Consider the following 17,251-nt stretch of genomic DNA (forward strand, 5'->3'; position numbering starts at 1 on the left):
TTATGTCACTCAAAATATAAACTTAGTTCAATGTTTTAGTAATACCGCTTATTTTGTGATGGTAATCATTTACCAATTGCTTGAATCGGGGATGAGATTTAATTGAACGAAAGTAGGGCGAGTCTTCTAGATTCCACCAGTTCTGATTAAAATCGCTGACCCATCCTTGCTTGATAGCAATGGTTAGTTGCTCTAATGCTTCTTCGTCTTTACCTAGTAGAGCAAGAATTGATGCAAATTGAGTATTTGCGCTTTGACTTCCAGGCATTAAACCAGCGCTAAGTTGCTGTTCTAAATACTGTAAAATCTCTCTCCCTTGGGATTCATTCCCTGTTTCAAGTAACAGTGCCGCATATAGGCTCCAGGGCGCAAAAGACATCGATTGAGGTAAATCGTCTTTTAACGGTAATAGATTAAACTGTTTGAAAAGTTGCAGGGCCTGTTCGTGCTTTTCAAGCGTCCATAGCGCAAAAACAACTGAGAGTTTAAAGTAGTCGTTATCTGGGTAGCTTAATTGGCGCTTTTGCAGAAGTTCGTAAGCTGCAGCAAAGTCGCCTTTAGCACCGGCTATTGCAGCATGAGTGTATAAATCATAAAAACCTGTGCTAGATTCTGGGCTTGAAATGAGGATATTTTCTGCCAACTTGATTCTATCTAGTGATAGGTAAAATAGCGCCAGAGTATTACGCTGACTATGGGGTAAATTTTCAGGTAAGTTACTAGGTAAGTCTGTTTGAAAGTGCCATTGTGCCATTTCTTTTACATTGTCGAACGTAAGTGGCATTAAACCTATATCGTCTTTTGGCTTATTTTGAGCTCTGACGCTTAACTGGCGGTAATTCGTGTAGCTTTTGAATCCCTCTTCTACTAAGCCTTGTACTATTTGCACATTAGCGAGCTTGCGATAAACGAACGGGCAATCCATACAATGTTGAACCGTTGCAGTTAACAGCGTTAACGCGTCTTTTGTTTTTCCTCGCTGAAATAATAATTCACTAAAGGCGAGTTTTGCACTTACTAATACTTTGTCACCGTATGCTTGATGCAGAAGCGTCTTTAAATGTTCGGTGTTACTAGCATCAGGTTCGAGTACTGAGGTTAGTAATTTTCCGTTAATGCCTAGGTCAGGCATATTGCTAATTACTCGCGCTTTTTCCAGCCAAAAGGATTTTTGGTTCGGCTCGCGTTTAGCGTTTCTAATATAGGCAAAGGCGAGTGTTAACTTGGGAGTAGGCCATTCAGGAGCGACTATCACAAGTTGTTGTAGTGTCTCTATCGCTTGGTTAACTCCTTCCGCATCACCTCGATAAAGCTGATAATTAGCCAGTTTTAATTGTCGTAAATCGTCTTGATTATAAAGAGGATTTTCTTCGGTAGTTAGGTAACGTAAACCTAGTATTAATAACAAGGCAACTAAGCTAATCGTTATGCTCCATATAAACTTAACATTACGCTTTGACACTTTTGCGGGCTTTTCGGCAAGAGAGCTCGCTTGTTCATCTCTCGATAGGTTTTCAGCGATCGATTCTGGCTTAATAGCTTTTGCATTGACGATTAATCGATAGCCTACTTTTGAAATGGATTGAATATAAATGGGCTTGCTCGCACTATCACCAAGTACCTTTCTAAGTTGGCCGATTAGGTTGTAAATGGCGTTGTCGCCCACCACTTCTTTTGGCCAAATAGCCGTATTTAGCTCATCGAATGTCACGACTTTTTCTGAATGTTGGCATAGATAAAGAAGCAAATGCATCACTTTCGGTTTAATAACTACTTCACCAGAATCACTCAGCAACAAATTTTCCTTCCCCTTGATAATAAAGGGACCTAGCTGATATTCATCGTGAGTAAAAGTGACACTTTCCATGAGTTTTTAGTGGTTGTTAGAATAAAAAGAGAATTATTTAAGGACTTTTTTCAGGGAACAATACTAGCATGAAAACTCTAATTCAACTGTATGGATAATTTATCGATGAAATTGATGTCATTGGCCTTGGTGTTTTTAATGTTGAGCTTGTCAGCCTATGGTCAAAGTGTTCAAAGTAAGTCTCTACATAATAGTGATTTTAATTGTGACCTTTTGTCTTCTGCGTTGTCGCCGTTTGTACAATATAAAATGTTTCAAGGCACTCTTTTATTGGCTAAGAATGGAAAAGTTTTGTGTCAGCAAAGTGTTGGCTTTGCTGACAATCTTTTCGAAAAAAAGATTACAGACACAACTCGCTTTCCAATCGCTTCATTAAGTAAGCCTGTGATGGCTGCTTTGGTTTTAAAACTGAAAGAACAGGGGCTAATCGATTTAAATAAAAGTTTAAAATACTATCTGCCAAAATTTAACGCTTCTTGGGCTGGTGAAGTCACCATAGATCATTTGTTAACTAACCGTTCCGGCATACCGACTCATTTTACGTTACCTGGTTGGAAGGCAGGTAAGTACCGAAAAACCATACCCCATAACGAGCTGATCCAAGATATTGCCAATACATCATTAAATTTTACGCCCGGTACCCAAAGTTTATATACAAACCTTGGCTGGGTTCTGTTAGGTGAAGTTGTTGAAAAGGTAACGGGGAAAGAAATTGCAGCAGTTTTTGATGACGTTATATTCAAGCCTTTAGCGATGGAACATACAGGGATGGTTTATCAAACAAAAGAACCATTGGTAACCGGCTTCCGTTGGGGTAAAAATGGGAGCTGGGGTCCTCAAGAAAACATTCATATGCAGATTTTTCACGCTGGAAGTGGCATTTTTACTACAGGCGAAGATTATCTGAAATTTATGACTGCTATACATCAAGGCGACTTTTTATCTGAACAAAGTAAAGCGCAGATGTTTTCAAAAACACCTTATGCTTGGCAGATTGAAACGTTAGCTTTAGATGGTAAAACCGACATTAAGATACACAGTGGCAATGGCCAATTACTGGGACATAGCAGCTATGTTTATCAAGTTGTTGAAGATAATGTTAGCTTAGTTTTACTCAATAATACAGGCATGGGATATGGGCACAAACAGCTGTTAGCTGATGATATTTTACGTGCATTTTATCGAGCGACAATACCAAACAGGGAACGATTACCATCGCTATCTCTAAACCAATCTATCTTAGATAATTCATGGTCAGAAACCTTGTTGACACAGCAGCAGAACCCTTTAACAGACCTAGATGTTGCTTCACTTGTTGTTGATTTAGCTCAGCAATTAAATTGGTCGGGAAATACAGCCAAGGCCATTGATTTGTATCATTGGTTACACATTAGCTTTCCGCAATATCAAGGAATTAAGCGACAGTTTGAGCAGCTCTGTGCTGAGTCAGAAGAGCATAAAGCCTGTGTACTTGCCAATAAAAATGGATAGCTTTTTTCTCTATACCTGATCACTAAATGGAAGGAATAAATTTAGTTTAACGCTTTCTATTTCCTTCCTCGCAGATTTTATTTCCTTGAACTACACTTTCGATTCAACGAGCCGTTTTGACATTAGCGGCTTTTACTGCTTGGACGCAGGCCCGAAAAATAAGGGTAGTTAGTTGGCCAGAGTTGTACGACCAGGCGCACTAAAACAAGGAGCGAAAAATGTCTGATTCTAAAATTCAAAAGTCATCGGTAAAATCTTATCCAGAGTGGGAAGAAGGGCTCCCTACTGGCACGCAATTTGGCATATTATCAAAACTTCACGGTACTTGGGTGAATTGGAAAGGCGGTCCAAAGGGCTTACATACTACCCCTATGCCTTCGCCAGGAACCTCAGCGGAAACGGTTTTTGGCGTATTTCATTTCAAATCTCAAGAGTATCGAGAGCAGCTTAAGTTTACCCAAGTAAACGCGCCGGTGCGAAACCGAGCTGGCTCGAACGAGCAGTTTAACGGTGCTGTTAAATATGAAACGGCGATAATCGATAATGACGATGCTTTGCAGCACTTCGAAAATGGCATGTATTTGTGGCTTGGCGATAACAAAATGCCTTGGGATGCAAATAGTCCATATCAGAACCCACGGAGTTTGTTTAAACATACTTCTGACGCTGAATCGGTAAAAACTGATGGTGCTGAACCAGTGTTAGGGCCAGGAGAGCTTGGATCGCAGTTTATCCCTCCTTATACCATTTCCCGTTCAGGTGTTATTCCTCACGGCACTACAATTCACTTAACGGGTAACATTACTCAATCAGTAACTGATCAGCCTCCTGAAATAGCGGAATTGTGGCAGCAAGAGTACCTTTCAGTTTCACCGACAATGGGCATAAATTTAACGGGTGATGATCCTGACCTTATCCCAGGTTCGTTAGAAAAACCAGCGTGGACAAAGCTGCCTCGCGAAGATCAAAAGCCTGATGGCGGGCCTAGAGAAAGTGGTGTAAACAGTGGTCGAGCATACTTTGAGAAAATATTTAATTACGACGAGTTTGGTGCCAAGTTTCCCTATACAGTGCAACCAAATTTGACCTTAAGTGATGCCAATGATGGCCTTACCTTTAATAAATATGATTTGATTGAGCTAGATACTTTCCACCCAACAGGTGTTCAAGGTGCAGCCATCAATAACGTGATGATTGAACGCTATTGCCGAGTCGCCAGAATGCGATATCGCATGTGGTTAGAAGAAGTTTACGATCCCTCTTTAAAGAAAGTCGTCGAGCAATTGCAATACGAGCAAATTGTCGATTTTGAATTTATGTTCGGCTCAGACGGCGGTACAACCTTGTGGCCGCATATTCAAGTGAACACGCTTAGACGCGAAGAAGATATTCCAGCAGATAAACGTTTTCAACCGATCCAGTTGCCAACGGAAGCTGAGCAAGAGTCAACAGATAGTCCTGAGCCCGTAAAATATCAAATGAAGCACACGCGTGCCTAACCTTGCAATAGGAGAATAAATAATGACTATCACTTATTTTAAAGATTTAGACGAATCCATGCATGCTGATATTGCCGTTATCGGCGCAGGTATTTCCGGGCTTTATTGTGCTCTTCGAATTAATCAATCTTATCCATCGAAAAAGATTGCAATAGTCGAAAGGCTCAATAGAACAGGGGGCCGACTCGATACCGACCTTATTGCTGTGAAACCTGGTGAAGTGGTGCGTGAAGAAGAAGGTGGCATGCGCTTTCAGTATTCGATGACCGAACTTATGGCGCTTGTTAAAGAAATGGGACTTTGTGATCAAATAGTCCCTTTCCCAATGGCAAGTGACATTGGAACGTTAGGCAATACTAATCGCTTTCTGCTCCGAGGAAGAAGTTTTACTGCACAAGAAGCAATTGCCGGCGACAATCAAATTTGGGGAGAAATTTATAATCTCAACGAAGATGAAAAAGGCAAAAGCCCGGTAGATATTATTCATGATGTGTACACAGCAGTACTTGATGCCAACCACACCACACAACCGGAAAATCAAACACCAGATTACTGGACCATGTTACGTAATGAGTTTCAATGGAAAGGAACCCCCTTACGTGACTGGCAGATGTGGGGGTTACTACGAGATATGAACTATTCGGAAGAATGTGTGCAAATGCTCTCTGAATCGATTGGTTTTGCTGGGCCATTTAAAGCACCAATTAATGCCGGAGATGCTTTTCAGATTCTTGCCGACTTTCCTAAAGATCCTACGTATTTTACGTTTGTTAAAGGGTTTAGCACGTTACCCAATGCGGTTCGAGATGCGTTACCTGAAGATCAGGTAAGTATCGCATTGAGCACTAACGTTAACGTGATAGAGCGAGAGGGTGAAGGTTTTAAGCTGGGCTTAACGCAAGCGCCAGATCAAAAAAATGCGTCTCCTAATATTCCTGGTGGAGTTAGAAAAACAATTTCCTGCGATCAAATTGTAGTTGCTACTGCAACCAAGAGTATGGAAGAGCTTTTTGCGACATCGCCAGCGTTTAATGAAAGTCCTGATGCGCAAAAGTTATGGGATAATATCCATTCTGCCCGTGGCATGAGATTGATGAAGATTAACCTTTATTTTGATCAACCCTGGTGGCTCGATAAAGATGGAGCGGTTGAACCGCCAGTGCAGTTTGGTCCAAATTTTAGCAGCTTACCGCTAAATTCAATCTATCCTTTTTATTCAATACCAGAAAGTTTAACAGCATCAGAGCAAAGCAAACTGTCGGCTGAAGAAGGGGAGCAGTACAAAGCCGCAGCATTAACCATGTATTGCGATTTTGAAAATTCCATGTTTTGGCAAGGTCTTCAGAATGTCGGAGAAATGTTTACTTCGCCCCTGCAGGAAAAGCAAAGCGTTCCACCGCAAACTTTGTTTCCTGCATCTGTTGCCGTTGTTTCCGAATTGAAAAAGCAGCTGAGTCAACTGTTCGCCATCGAGGAAGAAGCCGTACCTGAACCTGTGCTCACCAGTTATCGGTTATGGGATGGTGCTGAAGATTTTGAGTTTGCCTATCATCAGTGGCGATTGGGTGTTGATGATATCGCAGTGCGTGATTATCTTGCCTCACCACTGGCAAACGTATTCTTCTGTAATGAAGCGATATCGGATATGCAAGGGTGGGTTAATGGCTCGCTTCGATCTTGTGACCTAGCACTTTCTGCAATGGGAGTAGCTTTGCCTGAGCAAGATGGTTGTGCGCAGCCTAAGCCTTCGCAAGTTCCTACAAACGTGTTACATAAAGGTATGTGGGGCGCGTAATAGATATAACATCGAATGAGAACAAAGCTCATAATCGATTCAATCCTAAATTAAAGCCAGCCTTATGCTGGCTTTTTATTCATTTAAAAAGTCTTGTTTCGTATAGCTTCAATATCGATTCGATTTTGGCTCGTTTAGCCGCAATAGCTTAAGCCCTATTAACAAAAACCATAGGGCAATTGCTGCTACGTAATACATTGCATAGGGTTGAAACGCTGGATTTAGTATTAAAATGCCAAACCACCCGATAATTAAGCCAAAAGCATGTAAAAAGCGACTGAAAAATTTGGTGTTAAACAACATAGCGTTTATGAGAATTAGCCAAACATCCAGTGTCCACTCTGTGTACATTCGAAGGTTGGTTAATACCGTATAAATTTGTTCGGTAAGTTGGCTTTTATTTGTTGTAACGCCCGAGTGCTCCGCGAGAAAAAATTCATTGGAAATGATTTCAATAGAACAAATAATGAAGAGGTAGCTAGCTGAGAGATAAGCCATTAAAGTGGTGACAATCACTATCCAGTTAGCTTCTTTACTGTAGAGTCTAATTAATGAATAGTTAATGAATAGAACACATATGCCGACCAGTGCAAATACTACAAAATACCATAGGTAAAGCAACACGCCATATTGGTCAATCACGCGTAAACGACCCGCTGGGAAGTCATATAAATCAGGTGCTATAAATACTAGAGTCACTAAGCCAATAAAGTAACAGATGGAACAAACTAAAGCTGAGACTCCACCGATGCGGTGGCTATTGTTTGAAAGTTTAATCATTTATTAGTATTAGCTTTTATGTCTGGATAAAACAGAATCGTCTTTAGCTGCTTTAAACACTATTAATTATTTGAATGTGTAGATTATTTTATACGCTAGGAACCCTTGGATATCAAAATTAAATTGTTTAAAAAGCGTTTATTAACTGTAATCGCAACATTGGGTAAAAACTGTCACTTTATATAGTGCGCTTGTTTGTTCTACTTTCACATCCCAGCCCATTGCGCTAGCAATGCGTTTTACAAGGTATTGGCCATGACCTAGGCCTTGATAATAAGGTCGTTCGTTTTCCTGGCTAATATGATTCTCAAATACTATGTTGCCATCAACAGCGGTGATGTTCATTTGCGCGCCGTCGCCATGATAGAAGCCGTTATTGACTAAGTTTTGACAGAGTAAACTTATCAAGTAAGGGTTACCCGAAGCGATGAGGTTTGAAGGTAGATTCAAGCGGACGTTAAACTCAAGCCCTGGGTGGCTTGTGTATATAGCCAACACGGTTTTTTCAATAATGGGTAAAATAGTACAAGGCTCAAAAGCTACGTTTTCCTGCCGCGCTAACGCTAATAACACTTCAACCGTTTGCTCTAATTCTTTTGATGCTTGCTCAATAACTTTAACAGCTTCGCTATCTATAGGCTTGTCGTGATTAATAGCCAGTGTATTTTTGATTAATGTAATAGGCGTTCTAAGTTCGTGACTCACATCTCGTGTGAAATTTTGTTCCCGCAGCAATACTTCTTGAAGTTGTTCAAAGGCATAGCCCAAAGTTCTTGATAAGGTACCTATTTCGTCGTTTCTATTGCTGCCGTAAAATGTTGTTGTATTAGATGAGGCGCTATCAGATACGTCCTTGCTTAACTTGCTGATAGGTGAAGAAAGTATTTTTGCTAGATACCATGAACAGAGAATGGCTAATATGAATACGCCGGCAGAAATGCAATACAAAAACAGCATCATATAATCATTCACCAAAGTAACTTCTTGTAATTTCTCAGTATCGAGCACCAACCATATGGATTTAGTAGTATCTAATGGATATTGAAAAATGATTTTTGAGCCGGTACGAATAAGTGCACTATTAAAGTTTTTTAACGGGTAGTTATTTTCCTCTAAAAGCTTCGTAACTTGCTGTTTTTCTTCCAGTAACGCTATGTGAGGATGAATTGCGGTATTAAGCATTCCACTCATTTCATAAGCCTTTTTTATGCTTTCGGCTTGAATGGCTAACATTTGCTGAAACGTGTTCTCGCGTGCTTGTTCTACCAGTAACACACTCAAATGTATGAAAAAAGCGCATATTGTGGTTGATAATAATAAGAATGCGATAAGTAATCGGCTTCTTAGACTTTTAAATTTAATCATCTAGGTCCTGCAGTTGATATCCTATATTGCTGATGGTGCAAAGTACGTTATGCATCCCCACCTGCTCGAAGGACTTTCTCAAAGTATAAATATGTGACTTTAATGCATTGCTTTCTGGTGGCTCATCACCCCAAATGTGTTGGATGAGATCAGAGCGGCTTACTGGGTAAGGATAAGCGTCAACGAGTATTTTCAAAATTGAAAAGCCGAGTTTTGTTAGCTTTATTTCCGTACCTTGCCATGTTGCTTTGTGTGCCCTGCTATCGACGACTAGGTTTCCTTGAATGATTTCATTGTTTTCATGTAATTGCCGTCTTCTCGACAGTGCTTCACATCGCAGTACTAATTCTCTTAAATCAAAAGGTTTCGTTAAATAATCATCAGCGCCTAAGCTAAATCCTTTATGTTTATCCTCGAAGGCGTCACGTGCAGTAAGCATTAAAATAGGGGTATTTGATTTTGATTGGCTCTTTAAGGTTGTACACACCTGCAAACCGTCAATGTCAGGTAGGTTTAAATCTAAGATAATGCAGTCAAAGCGCTGTTTTAAGGCAAGCGTTATCCCTAAATTTCCTGTGGCGGCGTAATCTATAGACCAATTATGCCCTTCCAAAAAACTAATGATTTGAGTTGCAATTGCTTGGTTATCTTCAATCAATAACGCTGTCATTTTCTTTTTCATTCACGACTCTTTGTAATCAAATTTAACTGAAACACATAGTAAGAATCATCGGGTGATATCAGGGTGAAGTTTTTCCGAAATTTGGTCAACAAACAATATTCATTATTTGAAAAACTCGGAATAACTTTACCTCAATTTGACCTTCATCATTCTAACCTAGCGCCAACTCGAGCGTTTTTACTGTTTAAAACTTAACGGTTCTAACGCTATTTTTCTAGATTAATAAAGGATTAACGTGATGAAAGCTAAACAATTATTCTACACAGGCATTGTTACTTTGTTAGTAAGTGCTTGTGGTGGCGGTTCAGGTTCTGGAGAGCAAACAACTTCAGGCAACGGAAAAGAAACGATAAAGAGTGCTTATCAAGGGATCTGGCAAGCGCCAGCTTATGGTGTTGCGTACAATATAACGAATAGCAGTATTGAACGATTTCATTATACGTCGAATTTTTGCCTGAAAGATTTAGATGAAAATGACGTCACCACACAAGATCTGGAGACGTTATTTGTATTTGATCAAAACGGTCAGACGATGGAGAACTATAGTGAATTTGGCAGTAGAGATTTTCACGCACCCGCTGTTGTGTTTCACAAGGAAGCATCTTTGCCACCATCATGTGAAGACAAGCTTATTCCGTTTAAACACCAGCAAGGTTTTCAGGCTGATGCCACTACAGATATGGCTTACTTGTATGAATTATTTAAGGAGTATTATGTTGATTTTCAATTGAAATCGGTTGATTGGGAAGCGCTTTATCAGACCTATCAAGTTGAAATAAACAATGCTAGCTCGGAGCTAGAGCTGCTCGATGTTATGTATGACATGTTAGCTCCTCTGAGCGATTCGCATGTCAATATTGCTACAGAATACGGTAATTTTACACACTACAATAAATTGACGTTTGAAGGGTTACTCGCGCAAGAGTTTGCCCAACAAAACGGATTGCCTTTTCCAATTCCTGCAGAGTTAGCCACGTCGACAGTTTTGAGTGAACTTGGTCAGTACATCGAAGAGCAAAAGGCTACTAAAACCTCCATTATTGACGATTACGCGGAAGACAGCTCAGATGTTAACTCATTGGATGATGCCATGGTCCGTTGGTTTAGTAATGAGGGAATAGGTTACCTATATATTGGTAAAATGCATGGTCTACTGAATGAAGATGCTAGCTCTGAAGCTCATGTTCAAGCGATTGATAACTTGATAGATACTATTTTAAATGATCTGGGAAATATCAGTGGCTTAATTATCGATTTGAGAGACAACCAAGGGGGCACAGACCTTTATTCCTTAGCAATTGCCAGCCGATTTGTTGCTAGTGAAACTTTAGCCTTTAGTAAACAAGCTCGTCTTGGAGCTACATTTACACCATTGGTAGAAGTATTCATTGCACCTAGAGGCGATCAACAATTTTTGGGTGACATTGTTTTGCTGACCAGTGCCACTACAACCTCTTCAGCTGAAAAACTCACCTTAGCTTTACGTGCTTTGCCAAATGTAACAATTTTAGGAGAAGCAACGCATGGCGCACTTTCTTATCGATTAGAAAAAGTGTTGCCTAATGGATTTGAAGTGTCCTTATCGAATGAACGTTATCTATCTCATGATGGATTATGGTTTGAAGCTAGCGGTATCCCAGTTGATATTGAAGTGCCTTATTCTACCTTGGAACAGAGGCGCCAGGAAATCGATTTAGGTATTGAAGCTGCGGTTGAAGTTCTACGCCAATAAAAAACAGCTTAATTCACCTTTTCTTTACCCTTCCTTTGGAAAACTACTGGTCAACGAAGGAGGGTAAAGCAATCAGGCTTTTTCTTCCATAGAACCCAAACATCAAACACTAGGACGATTAATTATGTCATTTTTTACTGTGAACAAAAGTAGCATTGCTATATTAGCAATATCAATCTCATTACTATCTGCATGCGGTGGTAGCTCATCATCCAAGCCTGTAGTTGCATCGGAACCTGAACCAACCCCAGTGACGCAAGAGTTTGATTATCAGGCTTTGATTGATGGCGCTGTTAATGAAGATGTTCCTGGCATTATTTTAGAAATTGACGGGCCAGATATTCAGTTTATTGGTGCTGCTGGGTACGCAGATACCGAGAGCCAAGAGTTAATGCAAACTTATCACGCGATGCCAGCAGGGAGTGCAGGAAAAAAGGCAACTGCTCTGTTGGTTGCGTTATTGCACCAAGATGGCGTTTTGGATATCGACGCGTTAATTAGTACTTGGTTACCTGACTCAATACTGTCTCAAATCGAACATAGCGAAAAGATGACATTACGTCAGCTTTTAAATCATACCGCTGGCGTTTATGACTATTTGGATGCCAGATCGTCTGAGGAGTGGTTTGATGCTGCGAGTGCTAACTTGGATACTCTAAAAACCGATATAGATGCATTGCAATTCGCCCTTAATCGACCGTCTTATTTTGAACCAGGTCAAGGTTTTAACTACTCCAATACGGGATACCTGCTAACAGGGCTTATCCTAGATCAAGTCTTAAACGAGCACCATCACAAAACCTTGCGAAGCAGAATACTAGACCCATTTGGCTTAACAAATACGTTTTACTTAGGTTTTGAAAAAGAGCTAGGCGACATTATTTCTGGTTATGTAATTGATGACGAAGACATTATCAATACTAAACCTTTGTATGAAAATATAGGGGTTGCCGATGCTCCTATTGCGACTACAGTTTCTGACCTGTCGTCGCTTCTTCGCCTCATTATGACCGATGATTCATTTGTGAATGATGAAATCCGACAATTACTATTAGGTGAAGAGAGCTTAGTACTCGCCGATGCGGACAATAACTTTTACGTTGGCTTGGGGCTCTTCAAAAACTTATTAGGAGAGTACACCATTTACCATCACGGTGGAGAAGAAGTTGGCTATAAGTCATCTAATATGTACATCAAAGAATTAGATACAACGGTTACTGCATTTTTTAATTGCCATGGACATAGTTCGTGTATTGTGCAAACCGATGAGATGATTCAGCAAGTATTGAATACAATTGTTGAGGCAGAAGATTGACCCAGAATGAAAGGTGGTGATTATCGATTAGTGCTGATCAAGTAGTTTTCATGAATCAGCACAATCGCTTGTAACTTTTTGAATGGACTAGTGCATGCTCTTCAATAGCTCACAAACCACACATTTCGTCGTAAGGTGTTTGCCAAGTAATTTCAACGTTTTCTATATTGTTGTCTTTTAAAATTTGCTTAGCTTCAACGAGCGATTTACATACCGCGACTTTCTTTAATCTAGGATGAGCGACAAAGTCTTGGTTTTCATCTGTCGCTCCCACTAAATAATGCGTTGACTCAGCAATGCCTAAAATAGTTGGTGTTATTGCCATGCTATATTCCTCCTATTGATACTTTTTATACGGTATGGCGGAGAATAAAGTTTATTTTTTATTCAACATTGCTCTTAAGCAAGTTTGTCTTCGTGTTATAGCCTGTTAGCTTTAGCGCGATTTCCTCCTTGTTTTAAAATCAAATACTTTGCTGGTTGGTCTTGCGAGAACTTAACGGATAGCCCGGCTATTGGCGTATCAAAGTGGTAAAGAGATGTGGAATTCAAAGCAACTGCAGGCTGTCCTGTTGCTTGCGCGAAAAGGCCATTATTTGTATTGAAAACGGAGATATAGAAACCGTTTCTAACTTTATAAACGCCAGTAAATGCAGACATTCTCGATTCCTGATTGTCTATTGAAATCTTTGTACCAGTTACTTTGTTTGCTAAAGCCAAGAACTCAATTAAAACCGTTGGGCTTGCTTCGTTTTTTAAGTCAAAGTGGACGTTTAAACTTAACAATTCAGAATGAAAAACTTGCTCACTGGTTTGCTTCAATGCTATCGGGGGCTTGCCTGGTAGCAGGACAAACAACTGTTTTTCTTTGACGAAAAAATGACTGTTTACGCCTTGTTTGTCCATTTGATAGGTGCCAGTAAAGTTATCTAAAGACAACGGTTCTAGTGATATTTCTTGCTTCGAGCGTTTAGTTGAAAGGGGCAGTTCAAACACTATTTTTTCTATCTGATAAGTAAGCGATTGTATTGCTGGGCTCTGCACATTTCCTAAGACAACAATCGCTAATCTTCGCTCTGGGAAATATCGCCATTCACTGGTAAACCCGTCAATTCCTCCGCTGTGATGGTATTTAGTGATACCAGAGAAGTTAGATGTGAAAACTCCATAAGCACCAGAAGGAAGAGTGCTTGATGTCATCAATTTAAGTGACTTGTTAGAGAGTAGCTTGTTTGCAAATAGAGCATTAGTCCATCTTATAAGATCTTCGGTAGTGGATAAGATATTGCCAGCGGAAAACACTGAGCTCATATCAACTTCATTCGCTAAACCTAGTTTATTGTCTGAAACTTGATGACCGATTGCTCTGTGTCGGTTGATGTTGGTTTCTTCAATAAAACCTGAATCGTGCATTTTCAGTGGCTGAAATAGCTGTTGTTGTATAAATTCTTGGTAGGTTAAGGTCGATACTTTTTCAATCACCATGCCTAAAAGGAAGTACCCTGAGTTACTGTATTCGCTTTTTGAACCAGGAGAGTAATTTAATGGCTGTACTGCGAAAGTTTTTACTAAATCCACTTTTGAAATATGGTGGCTTTTCAGGGAGTGATAGCTATTAAGATTTGTATAGTTGGGTATGCCAGAACTGTGTTCAAGCAAGTGTCTAAGGGTAATATTAGTCCACTGCTCAACAGGGTTTTCCAAATATTGATTAATGTTGTCATCTAAAGAAAGTTTACCGCTTTCTTCTAACATCAAAATAGCCGCAGCAGTAAACTGCTTGGTAAGAGAAGCAATTTTAAAAGGTGTCGAAGTTTCTATACCGCTTGGCGTATTTATATTTTTTACACCCGCTGTTTTTCTATATAGCTCTGTACCATTTTCTACGATCAAAATACTCCCCATAAACTGATGTTTGTCGGAGAATTCGCTAACAACCATATCTAATTTTTGAGCAAGGTCGTTTGAAGCACCAAGTGCTGGATTGTGCGTTAATGTTAGCGCAAATAAAACGGCTAAAGTTGTTAGAATTATTAGGTGTTTCAAGTTGATTGTTTGATGTGTTTTCGTACTCATTCCGTTAAACCACTTTGTCTGTAAAAATCACAGGAAAGTATGCCTAAAGGATCGCAAAGAATAAGACGACAGCTTACCGACATTGCCCGACATAGAGCCGACACTTAAAGTTATTGCTACCTATATGAGTATTTGTTTACCAACGATGTCGATCAAAAGTGGTGTCGGCGAATGAACAAGCATGCGTGTTTTATTGTTTTTGTTATGTTATAACGTATCTTTTTCTTCGGTCTTTTGAGGTATAACATGACAAATGCAGCGATTGCGCTTTCGCAAACATTCGACAAACAACGCAGAGCCGTTTTTTCACAAGCCCCCTCTGTGTTGACTGAAATATATCAAGAAGATGTTAATTTTGCGGTTTGGCAAAATCCTATTAGCGCTGATACCAAACTGGAGATTGATGCCATCATGGCAAGTGCTCAGCACCTTAAAGCAGTAATGACAGTAACACCTGACAATGTCGTTTCTTGTTTAGCAGATCACAGTGAGGTGTTAAGTGATAAGAAGGCATTCAATCAACATGTTGCTGTGTTAGTTGATATGTTTTGTACTTTATTTGAATTAAAGCGTGTAGGTTTACGACTTAATTTTATCGATAGTGCCATGTGCCCCAAATTTCATGTCGACCATGTGCCTTGTCGATTAATTACCACGTTTTCAGGTATCGCGACTGAATGGTTACCCCATGATCGAGTAGATAGATCTAGACTTGGTTTAGCAAGTGCAGGTATGCCAGATAAGTCTGCAGGGATTATGCAATCGACAGCCGATATTCAGCACTTAAATACGGGTGATGTTGCCTTAGCTAAAGGTGAAGGTTGGTTTGATAACGAAAGTGGTGGTCTTGTGCATCGCTCTCCACAGCCTTTGGCGGGAGAGCACCGACTGGTAATGACATTAGATTTTATCGACTAGTACTTTTTAAGTTCCTGACATGCCTTTCATTTAGACTGGTTGTCGGGGAGAAACGGCGTTAACTCTTAAACCACTCTTCAATAAATTCAATGCATTGAACGACTTGAGGTGGAACAAAGTGCCGTGCAGGGTAAAGGGCATATAAAGGTAAAATAGGTTTAGTTGAATCAGGGAGCACTTCAACAATGTCACGGTTTTTCAAGGATTTTTCACTAATAAAGCTCGGAATAAAACCTATGCCAAGCCCTGCTTTTATAGCCTCTAGAGAAAGCAGGGCGCTATTCACTTTTAGATTCCCGTGAACGGCAACACCTCCATCTATAGGCCAGACATTCTTTCCTTTAAAATAACTGTAGATAAAGCAATTATGGTCTTTTAGGTCGGCGATAGAATGAATTGGCGAATGATTGTTTAAATATTCTTGGCTGGCGCAAATATGATAACCAAAGGTCGTCAATGGCTTACCTATGTAGCTTGACTCTATTGGTTTACTTGAAGCACGAAAGCCTAAATCAAAACCATGCTCAACTAAATCTACATCTTCATCACTAAAATGAACATCTAGCTCAATTTCAGGGTACTGTTTCATAAACTGAGTGAACATTTCAGTAAGATGTGTGATCCCTAAGGCCATTGGCGCATTAATTTTAAGTTTACCTTTCGGGCTTTGTTGTAGGTCTTTCACGAAATTATCAGCTTGCTCTAAGCGTTCAATAAATTCTTTGGCTCGTGGTAAGTAGCCTTGACCAACATGCGTGAGTTTTAAATTTCTGGTTGAACGGTGAAACAAACGTACGCCAAGTTCCTTTTCTAGTCGGCTGATTTCCTTACTAATCATTGATTTTGAAGCCCCTGTTTGTTCAGCAACGCGGGTAAAGCTACCTAATTCCGCTAAACGTAGGAAATATTTAATTGCACGCAGTTTGTCCATGTTTTCATTCTGGCTAATCAATCAAGTAACTAGGCTAAAAGATTAACCATTGTTCTCAATTTGGAAACAGTTGGTTCTTATTGTAGCTATATATCACGTAGTAACAAGCTTCTACACTATCTCTACTGGTGATTTGATGGTTAAGAAAATCACGAGAGAGACAATTAATTTTATTTTGGAGGACACTATGTACACTCTTTATTATTTCCCAGGTGCTTGCTCGTTAGCAGTTCAAGTTGTGATGCGTGAACTCAATTTATCCTTTGAGTTAGTTGATAAAAATAGCGTAGCAGATTTCGAAAAAATCAATCCAACAGGTACAGTTCCTGTTCTTGTCAATGGCGATGAAATTATGCGTGAAGGTGCAGCAACACTGCTGTATTTACTCGACAAGCATAGCAATAACTTCATCACGGAAAACAACAAGCAAGAGGCTATTGAAAACATTATGTTTGCCAATGCCACTATCCATCCAGCTTACAGCAAATTATTCTTTTTGGAGCGAATTGTTGAAGATCAATCAACCAAAGAAATGCTTCAGCAAGTCGCGGCAGATAAGATCAGCAAGTTATGGACAATCGTAGAAGACAGATTGTCGGACAAGCCATTTTTAGGTGGAGAGAGTATTTCTGTCGCGGATATTTTACTTGCTGTTTACTCGCGCTGGGGACAGTTCTTTTCAGCAAATATAACCATTGGCGTTAAAACGCAAAGCATGATTGACCGTGTCATGGCTATGCCATCTTTTCAACAATCGATGGAAGCTGAACTGCAACATGCGGTAGCTGCATAGACGATAA

General features: G+C 39.9%; 14 protein-coding genes. 7 read left to right on the forward strand and 7 right to left on the reverse strand.

Annotation, left to right across the window (positions count from 1 at the left end):
* Nucleotides 1-22: 22 nt before the first annotated feature.
* A complete protein-coding gene (locus ACOB80_RS16945) occupies nucleotides 23-1,867 on the reverse strand; it encodes a winged helix-turn-helix domain-containing protein (protein WP_473167043.1) in 1,845 nt (614 codons plus the stop codon).
* 105 nt (nucleotides 1,868-1,972) lie between these two features.
* Between ACOB80_RS16945 and ACOB80_RS16950 the strand changes: the two genes are divergently transcribed.
* The 3 genes from ACOB80_RS16950 (at nucleotide 1,973) to ACOB80_RS16960 (ending at nucleotide 6,652) form a co-directional block, all read left to right on the forward strand.
* Nucleotides 1,973-3,358: a serine hydrolase domain-containing protein gene (locus ACOB80_RS16950; protein WP_473167044.1), complete on the forward strand. Its 1,386-nt coding sequence runs from the start codon at nucleotides 1,973-1,975 to the stop codon at nucleotides 3,356-3,358.
* Between the two features lie 218 nt (nucleotides 3,359-3,576).
* Nucleotides 3,577-4,857 carry a peroxidase, FMP-type gene (locus tag ACOB80_RS16955; protein ID WP_473167045.1) on the forward strand — a complete coding sequence of 427 codons (1,281 nt, stop codon included), beginning with the start codon at nucleotides 3,577-3,579 and terminating at the stop codon, nucleotides 4,855-4,857.
* A 22-nt stretch (nucleotides 4,858-4,879) separates the two neighbouring features.
* Entirely contained in the window at nucleotides 4,880-6,652 is a 1,773-nt protein-coding gene (locus ACOB80_RS16960) for a flavin monoamine oxidase family protein (RefSeq protein WP_473167046.1), read from the forward strand.
* A gap of 108 nt (nucleotides 6,653-6,760) precedes the next feature.
* Here the strand turns inward: ACOB80_RS16960 and ACOB80_RS16965 are convergent, their stop codons facing one another.
* The 3 genes from ACOB80_RS16965 to ACOB80_RS16975 all read right to left on the reverse strand — a co-directional run bounded on the left by ACOB80_RS16965 (nucleotide 6,761) and on the right by ACOB80_RS16975 (nucleotide 9,479).
* Entirely contained in the window at nucleotides 6,761-7,432 is a 672-nt protein-coding gene (locus ACOB80_RS16965) for a hypothetical protein (protein ID WP_473167047.1), read from the reverse strand.
* A gap of 141 nt (nucleotides 7,433-7,573) precedes the next feature.
* Nucleotides 7,574-8,797: a sensor histidine kinase gene (locus ACOB80_RS16970; RefSeq protein WP_473167048.1), complete on the reverse strand. Its 1,224-nt coding sequence runs from the start codon at nucleotides 8,795-8,797 to the stop codon at nucleotides 7,574-7,576.
* Nucleotides 8,790-9,479 (reverse strand): response regulator transcription factor, encoded by a 690-nt coding sequence (locus ACOB80_RS16975; RefSeq protein WP_473167049.1) that lies wholly within the window; start codon nucleotides 9,477-9,479, stop codon nucleotides 8,790-8,792. Before ACOB80_RS16975 ends, ACOB80_RS16970 begins: the two co-directional genes overlap by 8 nt.
* A gap of 238 nt (nucleotides 9,480-9,717) precedes the next feature.
* Between ACOB80_RS16975 and ACOB80_RS16980 the strand changes: the two genes are divergently transcribed.
* Nucleotides 9,718-11,211: a S41 family peptidase gene (locus ACOB80_RS16980; RefSeq protein WP_473167050.1), complete on the forward strand. Its 1,494-nt coding sequence runs from the start codon at nucleotides 9,718-9,720 to the stop codon at nucleotides 11,209-11,211.
* A gap of 124 nt (nucleotides 11,212-11,335) precedes the next feature.
* Nucleotides 11,336-12,526: a serine hydrolase domain-containing protein gene (locus ACOB80_RS16985; protein WP_473167051.1), complete on the forward strand. Its 1,191-nt coding sequence runs from the start codon at nucleotides 11,336-11,338 to the stop codon at nucleotides 12,524-12,526.
* Between the two features lie 109 nt (nucleotides 12,527-12,635).
* On the opposite strand, the gene ACOB80_RS16990 is transcribed toward ACOB80_RS16985, so the two are convergent.
* Together ACOB80_RS16990 and ACOB80_RS16995 are read right to left on the reverse strand one after the other, a co-directional pair.
* The gene (locus ACOB80_RS16990) at nucleotides 12,636-12,851 is read right to left on the reverse strand and encodes a DUF6482 family protein (protein ID WP_473167052.1); all 216 of its coding nucleotides are present in this window, start codon (nucleotides 12,849-12,851) and stop codon (nucleotides 12,636-12,638) included.
* Nucleotides 12,852-12,946: 95 nt separating this feature from the next.
* Entirely contained in the window at nucleotides 12,947-14,602 is a 1,656-nt protein-coding gene (locus ACOB80_RS16995; RefSeq protein WP_473167053.1) for a serine hydrolase domain-containing protein, read from the reverse strand.
* A 246-nt stretch (nucleotides 14,603-14,848) separates the two neighbouring features.
* On the opposite strand from ACOB80_RS16995, the gene ACOB80_RS17000 reads away from it, so the two are divergent.
* Nucleotides 14,849-15,520: a DUF1826 domain-containing protein gene (locus ACOB80_RS17000; protein ID WP_473167054.1), complete on the forward strand. Its 672-nt coding sequence runs from the start codon at nucleotides 14,849-14,851 to the stop codon at nucleotides 15,518-15,520.
* 58 nt (nucleotides 15,521-15,578) lie between these two features.
* On the opposite strand, the gene ACOB80_RS17005 is transcribed toward ACOB80_RS17000, so the two are convergent.
* A complete protein-coding gene (locus ACOB80_RS17005; protein WP_473167055.1) occupies nucleotides 15,579-16,451 on the reverse strand; it encodes a LysR family transcriptional regulator in 873 nt (290 codons plus the stop codon).
* 187 nt (nucleotides 16,452-16,638) lie between these two features.
* Here ACOB80_RS17005 and ACOB80_RS17010 point away from each other — a divergent pair, with 187 nt between their 5' ends.
* Entirely contained in the window at nucleotides 16,639-17,244 is a 606-nt protein-coding gene (locus ACOB80_RS17010; protein WP_473167056.1) for a glutathione S-transferase family protein, read from the forward strand.
* Nucleotides 17,245-17,251 lie beyond the last annotated feature (7 nt).

The organism is Thalassotalea coralli (assembly GCF_055786205.1).

Bases quoted from the DNA above. Each gene is read 5' to 3' on its own strand.
- ACOB80_RS16970 (WP_473167048.1), bottom strand. From the start codon at position 8,797: ATGATTAAATTTAAAAGTCTAAGAAGCCGATTACTTATCGCATTCTTA.
- ACOB80_RS16975 (WP_473167049.1), bottom strand. From the start codon at position 9,479: ATGAAAAAGAAAATGACAGCGTTATTGATTGAAGATAACCAAGCAATT.
- ACOB80_RS16945 (WP_473167043.1), bottom strand. From the start codon at position 1,867: ATGGAAAGTGTCACTTTTACTCACGATGAATATCAGCTAGGTCCCTTT.
- ACOB80_RS17000 (WP_473167054.1), top strand. From the start codon at position 14,849: ATGACAAATGCAGCGATTGCGCTTTCGCAAACATTCGACAAACAACGC.
- ACOB80_RS16980 (WP_473167050.1), top strand. From the start codon at position 9,718: ATGAAAGCTAAACAATTATTCTACACAGGCATTGTTACTTTGTTAGTA.
- ACOB80_RS16950 (WP_473167044.1), top strand. From the start codon at position 1,973: ATGAAATTGATGTCATTGGCCTTGGTGTTTTTAATGTTGAGCTTGTCA.
- ACOB80_RS16995 (WP_473167053.1), bottom strand. From the start codon at position 14,602: ATGAGTACGAAAACACATCAAACAATCAACTTGAAACACCTAATAATT.
- ACOB80_RS16965 (WP_473167047.1), bottom strand. From the start codon at position 7,432: ATGATTAAACTTTCAAACAATAGCCACCGCATCGGTGGAGTCTCAGCT.
- ACOB80_RS16955 (WP_473167045.1), top strand. From the start codon at position 3,577: ATGTCTGATTCTAAAATTCAAAAGTCATCGGTAAAATCTTATCCAGAG.
- ACOB80_RS17005 (WP_473167055.1), bottom strand. From the start codon at position 16,451: ATGGACAAACTGCGTGCAATTAAATATTTCCTACGTTTAGCGGAATTA.
- ACOB80_RS16985 (WP_473167051.1), top strand. From the start codon at position 11,336: ATGTCATTTTTTACTGTGAACAAAAGTAGCATTGCTATATTAGCAATA.
- ACOB80_RS17010 (WP_473167056.1), top strand. From the start codon at position 16,639: ATGTACACTCTTTATTATTTCCCAGGTGCTTGCTCGTTAGCAGTTCAA.
- ACOB80_RS16990 (WP_473167052.1), bottom strand. From the start codon at position 12,851: ATGGCAATAACACCAACTATTTTAGGCATTGCTGAGTCAACGCATTAT.
- ACOB80_RS16960 (WP_473167046.1), top strand. From the start codon at position 4,880: ATGACTATCACTTATTTTAAAGATTTAGACGAATCCATGCATGCTGAT.